This window comes from Paenibacillus sp. J22P90 (genome assembly GCF_059692195.1).
Genome location: NZ_JCAUAY010000024.1, coordinates 1 through 5711 on the forward strand (window position 1 = coordinate 1; position 5711 = coordinate 5711).

General features: G+C 45.6%; 7 protein-coding genes, 7 tRNA genes and 1 rRNA gene. All 15 read right to left on the reverse strand.

All coding sequences use genetic code 11. The features are described from left to right. Positions 1-268 precede the first annotated feature (268 nt). Positions 269-1336, reverse strand: coding sequence for an FUSC family protein (locus AC58UX_RS32450; protein WP_497260148.1), 1068 nt, complete (start codon positions 1334-1336; stop codon positions 269-271). Positions 1337-1468: 132 nt separating this feature from the next. Beyond that, positions 1469-1666 (reverse strand): DUF3934 family protein, encoded by a 198-nt coding sequence (locus AC58UX_RS32455; RefSeq protein ID WP_497260149.1) that lies wholly within the window; start codon positions 1664-1666, stop codon positions 1469-1471. A 22-nt stretch (positions 1667-1688) separates the two neighbouring features. Beyond that, positions 1689-2138 (reverse strand): HEAT repeat domain-containing protein, encoded by a 450-nt coding sequence (locus AC58UX_RS32460; protein ID WP_497260150.1) that lies wholly within the window; start codon positions 2136-2138, stop codon positions 1689-1691. A gap of 333 nt (positions 2139-2471) precedes the next feature. Next, positions 2472-2657 carry a hypothetical protein gene (locus AC58UX_RS32465; RefSeq protein WP_497260151.1) on the reverse strand — a complete coding sequence of 62 codons (186 nt, stop codon included), beginning with the start codon at positions 2655-2657 and terminating at the stop codon, positions 2472-2474. A gap of 104 nt (positions 2658-2761) precedes the next feature. After that, a complete protein-coding gene (gene tenA, locus AC58UX_RS32470) occupies positions 2762-3427 on the reverse strand; it encodes a thiaminase II (protein ID WP_497260152.1) in 666 nt (221 codons plus the stop codon). Positions 3428-3627: 200 nt separating this feature from the next. After that, complete coding sequence (locus AC58UX_RS32475) at positions 3628-4215, reverse strand: thioredoxin family protein (RefSeq protein ID WP_497260153.1); 588 nt, start codon at positions 4213-4215, stop codon at positions 3628-3630. 28 nt (positions 4216-4243) lie between these two features. Further along, positions 4244-4666: a VOC family protein gene (locus tag AC58UX_RS32480; protein WP_497260154.1), complete on the reverse strand. Its 423-nt coding sequence runs from the start codon at positions 4664-4666 to the stop codon at positions 4244-4246. Between the two features lie 208 nt (positions 4667-4874). After that, positions 4875-4948: transfer RNA gene (locus AC58UX_RS32485), tRNA-Pro, on the reverse strand. A 43-nt stretch (positions 4949-4991) separates the two neighbouring features. Beyond that, positions 4992-5063: transfer RNA gene (locus AC58UX_RS32490), tRNA-Gly, on the reverse strand. Between the two features lie 45 nt (positions 5064-5108). Further along, positions 5109-5188: transfer RNA gene (locus AC58UX_RS32495), tRNA-Leu, on the reverse strand. A gap of 19 nt (positions 5189-5207) precedes the next feature. Then, positions 5208-5283 (reverse strand) — tRNA-Lys (locus AC58UX_RS32500). 13 nt (positions 5284-5296) lie between these two features. Further along, a tRNA-Gln gene (locus AC58UX_RS32505) sits at positions 5297-5371 on the reverse strand. A gap of 12 nt (positions 5372-5383) precedes the next feature. Beyond that, positions 5384-5457: transfer RNA gene (locus AC58UX_RS32510), tRNA-Trp, on the reverse strand. 11 nt (positions 5458-5468) lie between these two features. Then, a tRNA-Tyr gene (locus tag AC58UX_RS32515) sits at positions 5469-5550 on the reverse strand. Positions 5551-5602: 52 nt separating this feature from the next. Next, positions 5603-5711 (reverse strand): 5S ribosomal RNA (rrf, locus tag AC58UX_RS32520); the annotation flags it as partial.

Here is a 5711-nt window from a genome sequence, read left to right on the forward strand (position 1 = left end):
TAATGGTTGATTGCTCAACCGATTTGCTTACTCACTCGTTGTTCAGTTTTCAAAGATCAATTTCTTTCGTTCACTGCCGTGTTACCGAAGCAGCGAGAAGTAATATACCATATTGCTTTTTCATTTGCAAGCTTTATTTTATTTCATCCATTCGTGAAGATATTCAACACGTTCAGACTCTGTAGTTTGGCTTGCTGATTCCTGCCCCGTTCGAAGCAAGAATCATAATATAGCACAAACCATTTCGTAATGCAAACTTATAATCCAACTATTTTAGACGAATACTTTTAAGCAAAATTTCAAGCGGTTCCCTCTCTTCAATCTCCCCGCGATGATCATGCTCTACAAGCTTATCTAGCCGCGCTATTTGATGACCGTAGTCATACATCGCCGCAGCCACAATCGAGAGTCGAAGCATACCGTTCGGTTGCTCGCTGTAACGTGCAATGAGATCCACCATAAACTGCTCATTTTCCGCCTCTATTTCCAAACTATCCGAGCTTGTATCCTTAAGTTTATCATCATACTTCAATAGAACATGTTCGTGGTACTTAATCAATTTCTCCATATGATCGTCAAAACATGCATCTATTTCCGCACTTGGCGAAGCCTGAAAATAATGCTCATCAACAGCTTCCAGTACCTCAAGCCCTTTGGACATCACGAGAAGCTTCTGCTTGTACACCACGAGTTCGCGGATTCTTTTTGAACCGCTGCCCTTCAGCTTCTTTATTTCTTCCTCCATCAGTCGGTATTTCTCAGACAAAGACTTTAAGCTGTTGCGGAGACTCTCCTTCTCCTCACGAAACACCGTTTCCTTAATCTCATTCGAAATCACCGTGCGAAGGAGCAGTGACATTTTGCTGAAAATAGAACCAATCTGTGCCGCGAATTGCTCCTTGGGCTTAGGAGGAAAGAAAAGTATGTTCACTAAGAAGGCACAACCAATCCCAATCAAACTGAGCAATAGACGATTAAGTGCAAAACGCCACTCTCCCGACGCCTCCATCACGGCCACTACGGTGACTAATGTTAGACCAATCGTTTCTTCCATGCGCAAACGTAAACTTAGAATGATAACAATAATACATACAATGCCAATGGCTATCACATTTTGCGAAAAAAACATCCCCGCCAGCAACGCGAAAGCCGCACCAATAATGTTGGTCTGCAGCTGATCTAAGAAATATCGCCATGAACGATAAATCGAGGGCTGCATCGCAAAGATCGCTGCTACGGCTGCAATGACTGGTGGCGTGAATTCGAGCCAAGCACTTATATATAAAGCTAATGCAACAGCGATGCCTGTTTTCCACACTCTCGCCCCAAATACCATGACTCTCACCTCTCCAAAAATATCCTACATCTATCTTACACAGGTCATGTGAAGGATGCAAAAACAGCCTGTTGGAATGAAAAAACCACCCCCGGCATATGCCCGAAGGTGGTTCGTGGGCTTAGCTGTTAGCTAAGCTTTGGTGCTTTTCGTACTTGGACTACTCGTGTCACTCGTCTTACCAGATGCCTTGGCCGCTATTGCAGCGGCTTTCAAACCTTTGCTCTTATAGGGTTTCGGGGCACTCTTCGCCCGGTTCTCGCTCGCTTTCCACCGGTTCCAGCCTTTGCTGTCAGTACCTCTACCTGTTCCACCTTTACCCTTAGCCATAAATTCACTCCATATGTTGCTTCTATTTATTCAATAAACCCGACCATGTCGTTTCTAGCCATTGATCGAACTCCGCGCCTTTGTCACCTTCATACGTATCATAAACATCACTTCTCATTTTTTGCAGCTTTTCCTTGAAAGCCTCATAGGTATGACCTTCTGGCAAGCTCTTTTTGATGCGAAGTAAAATTTTACCTACACCTTTAATCAAATCCCCTTTTTTACGAGGAGGCAGCTGCACATCTTCACCCAAAAGCTTCAATTTGCGGTAAGCCATCTCCTGAATCGCATACACGGAATCATTCGTCATAAGACGTTTAAGGATTTGAACGGATGGTTGATCGCCATAATCCCCTAACGCTTCAACGGCTGCAAGACGCTCTCTCCAATTGGATGTGCGGTTTGCTGCTTTTTTCATTTCTTCAAATTCGGTAGGTAACTCATTCTGTAATTCAGTATTCAAGGGGTTCATGCTCCTTCTATGTGCTGTATGTGTTAGATGTTACACTTTTTTCAAGCATTGTGCCAACTTTTTGAGGTGTTTAGTTTATGGAAGTACCCTTTTGGCGTGATTTCCGACTTAAATCCCCATAAATAGGTATCTCATTATAGGTTCGAATTCAATAACCTCAACATGAGGTGAATGAAATGTCCGATTTCCTAAGGCACGTTGGTGAGCGGTTGCGAATGCTAACAGGCGCGGCAAAAAAGACTGATAAACACAAAATAGCAACGAACGGCTCGCACTTGGCGAACGGCTCGTTGCTTTTTTCTTCCCCTTTTTAACCAGAACCATGACATTCGCCTAGCTCACCACAACCCCCCTACAGTATTTGCAAACTGGCGCCTCGATCGGGATTTCCTCGTTGCAATAGGAGCAGGGCTTGTGCGTTTTGACTTCATCAGGCGCTGTGGATTTACTTCTTCTTACACTCATGACAATCAGCACACCGACAACCACGACAATCACAGCCAAGATCCAATAAATCATACGAAACACCTCCCAGTTGATAACCAACTTTTGATGATTTCCGTATATGTATATTCGCTCTATGGGCGCTTATGAATGCGTTTCAGTTGCGCTTTTGTCGAAAATTATAGCCACATCTGCTGTTGGTATGACATTTCCCAGAACAACGTTTCGTAGCGAGTCGTATTCAAAAAAATCGTTTCCAAGCGCGCTAACTCGCTCTCTGATTTCCCCAAAGCTAGTCGATCCATTAGAGAAATGCACCATTCAGCATGTTGGCCAAACTCGTCTGAGCTGTAGCCTCTCACCCACTCCCCATAGTCGGGATGATCTGCTGCACCTGGAATCTCGTTCAGCATGCGGCCGATCTCCCAGTAGCTCCACATACATGGCAGCAAAGCAGCCGTTAACTCCGCTAATCCGCCATTCTGCGCCACATGCAGCATGTAATGCGAGTAAGCGAGCGTAATCGGTGATGGCTCGGCCTGCTCCAGCTCTTCCTCGGTGATTTCGAAACGAGCAGCATACGAACGATGAATCTCCATTTCCACATGCAAAATGTTGTGTAACGACGCTGAGAATTCAGTCATCGTTTGGAGATCCGGCGCCTTGATGGCACCGAGGGCAAACAATTTAGCATAATCGATCAAATATAAATAGTCTTGAATCATATAGAATCTGAATTTGTTGCGATCCAAGGTTCCTTGACCTAATTCTTGGACAAAAGGATGCTGCTGCGTTTGGCGCCATTCGTGCTGATATTTCTTTACTAAGTGCTGTGTAAAGGACATGATGGATCTCCTTTGGCTTGGTATTCTATGATTAATTGATGAGTAAAAAACGAACCATTAGTAGATTTGGTGAACTCTATTATTTTACCATATATTAACTATATGGCTAGTTGTACAAGAAAAAACCAATGTACCTTCTCGCGCAGAGAGGTCATTGGTTTCTATAAATCTATGTATTTCGAGTTTGGCGACTAGTAGAGCTACACCAAATCACAAGCATCAGCAGGCATCCAATGCGCGTCTTTGCCGTCCCATTTCACATTACAGCCAATTGGGTTCGTCAACGGTAACGTAATGTCTTGACCTGAGGTAAGCTCTGCTAGCGCGTTATCTAAATTGTTGATGGTGATTTTAGCTGCGTCTTTCGGATTATCAACGCCGCGCCCTGTGTAGACTAGCTTGCGATTTTCATCAAACACATAAAAATGCGGTGTTCGCAAGGCGCCATAGGCCAACGCTGTTTCTTGCGATTCGTCTCTCAGATACACCCATGGGTATTGATGCTCATCCATGTGCGATACCATATGATCGAAGGAATCTTCTGGCTTGGTGTTCACGCTGTTGGCGTTGATACCAACGAACTGTACACCCTTATCTTTAAACCGATTGGCCGTTTCGCGTGTTACTTCATTAGAACCGATCACATAAGGGCAATGGTTGCAGGTGAAAAAGATGACGAGCGTTTTCGCATCGCTGAAATCCTTCAACGCGTAGGTTTGTCCATCCGTAGCTGGCAATGAGAAATCAGGCGCCTCATCTCCAATCGATAAAGTAAAGGTAAAAGCCATGTCACATTCCCCTTTCATCCCTGAAAAGTTATAGTTGGTTTTCTCCTGTGCTTTGGAAAAACTCAATAATCTCACCGTTTAAGCCTTTAACAAAAGCGATGCGAACGGGAGTCGGAGGGTTCACGCCTAAGACCGCGTCTTTCGGTGGTACCGTCACGACCGCACCAGCAGCTACGGCTACCTCAACAGCCGCATCTACATTATTACTGCGAAAAGCAACATGGAAGAAGTAACCTTCTGGTTTCTCCTCGCCTGTACCGCCAGCAAAAACCTCCATGTAATTCCCGTCACCTGAATCCAGTAAAGCAGCTCGTTTATCGCCTTCGCCCCAGTAATTCTTTTGCACAAAACCTAATCCTTCTGTATAAAACTTGACTGTCGCGTCAAAATCATTCGCTCTAAGTGCAACGTGGTGGAAGCCTCCGCCGCCTATTTTCGTATTCGTACCCACTTACTCTCGCCCTCCTTGGTTAGTTAGCTTTCACTTCACTATCAGTATACTCGAACATGCCAGGTTAGAAAATGAGTTACATGGAGGTAACTAAGTAACCCTGGATAACAGAGAAATGAAAGTAGCCTGGGTCAAACAAAGAACATACACTTTCTGACGTCAAAAAAAACACAGTCCCTCATCATGTGATGAAGTACTGTGGTTGATATCGGGACGACACGATTTGAACATGCGACCCCCTGCTCCCAAAGCAGGTGCTCTACCAAGCTGAGCTACGTCCCGAAAAAAAAGCGCGAGGGTTCTTGTTGGACCCTTGCGCTAGGTAAGCGGAAGACGGGGATCGAACCCGCGACCCTCGCCTTGGCAAGGCGATGCTCTACCGCTGAGCCACTTCCGCATAGGAATCCTCAAGCTACTTTTGCAGCAACCTGGGGATGTTTGATGCGCGTAGAGGGACTTGAACCCCCACGGTCGCCCGCTAGATCCTAAGTCTAGTGCGTCTGCCAATTCCGCCATACGCGCATGCTGGTAATAAGGCAAATGGTGAGTCATGTAGGATTCGAACCTACGACACCCTGATTAAAAGTCAGGTGCTCTACCAACTGAGCTAATGACTCATTTTAGAAAAAATGGCTGGGGATCAAGGATTTGAACCTTGGCATGACGGAGTCAAAGTCCGTTGCCTTACCGCTTGGCTAATCCCCATTGATGTTACATTGGCAGGGGCAGCAGGAATTGAACCCACACCAAAGGTTTTGGAGACCTTTGTTCTACCCTTAAACTATGCCCCTAAAAAGGTGTATGGAGGCTGATGGATTCGAACCACCGAACTCGAAGAGAGCAGATTTACAGTCTGCCGTGTTTAGCCACTTCACTAAGCCTCCACGAAGGCAAATCAATTCTACTTAGGCAAAAAAAATACCCCAAAGGGATACTGCTTGGCAACGTTCTACTCTCCCAGAACCCTGCGGTTCAAGTACCATCGACGCTGGAGGGCTTAACGGTCGTGTTCGAGATGGGAACGCGTGGGTCCCCTCCGCCATCA

What these genes read in the sequence shown, in the direction of transcription:
- AC58UX_RS32450 (WP_497260148.1), bottom strand. Translation starts at nt 1,336, where the DNA reads ATGGTATTTGGGGCGAGAGTGTGGAAAACAGGCATCGCTGTTGCATTA.
- tenA (WP_497260152.1), bottom strand. Translation starts at nt 3,427, where the DNA reads ATGTCCTTTACACAGCACTTAGTAAAGAAATATCAGCACGAATGGCGC.
- AC58UX_RS32465 (WP_497260151.1), bottom strand. Translation starts at nt 2,657, where the DNA reads ATGATTTATTGGATCTTGGCTGTGATTGTCGTGGTTGTCGGTGTGCTG.
- AC58UX_RS32460 (WP_497260150.1), bottom strand. Translation starts at nt 2,138, where the DNA reads ATGAACCCCTTGAATACTGAATTACAGAATGAGTTACCTACCGAATTT.
- AC58UX_RS32475 (WP_497260153.1), bottom strand. Translation starts at nt 4,215, where the DNA reads ATGGCTTTTACCTTTACTTTATCGATTGGAGATGAGGCGCCTGATTTC.
- AC58UX_RS32455 (WP_497260149.1), bottom strand. Translation starts at nt 1,666, where the DNA reads ATGGCTAAGGGTAAAGGTGGAACAGGTAGAGGTACTGACAGCAAAGGC.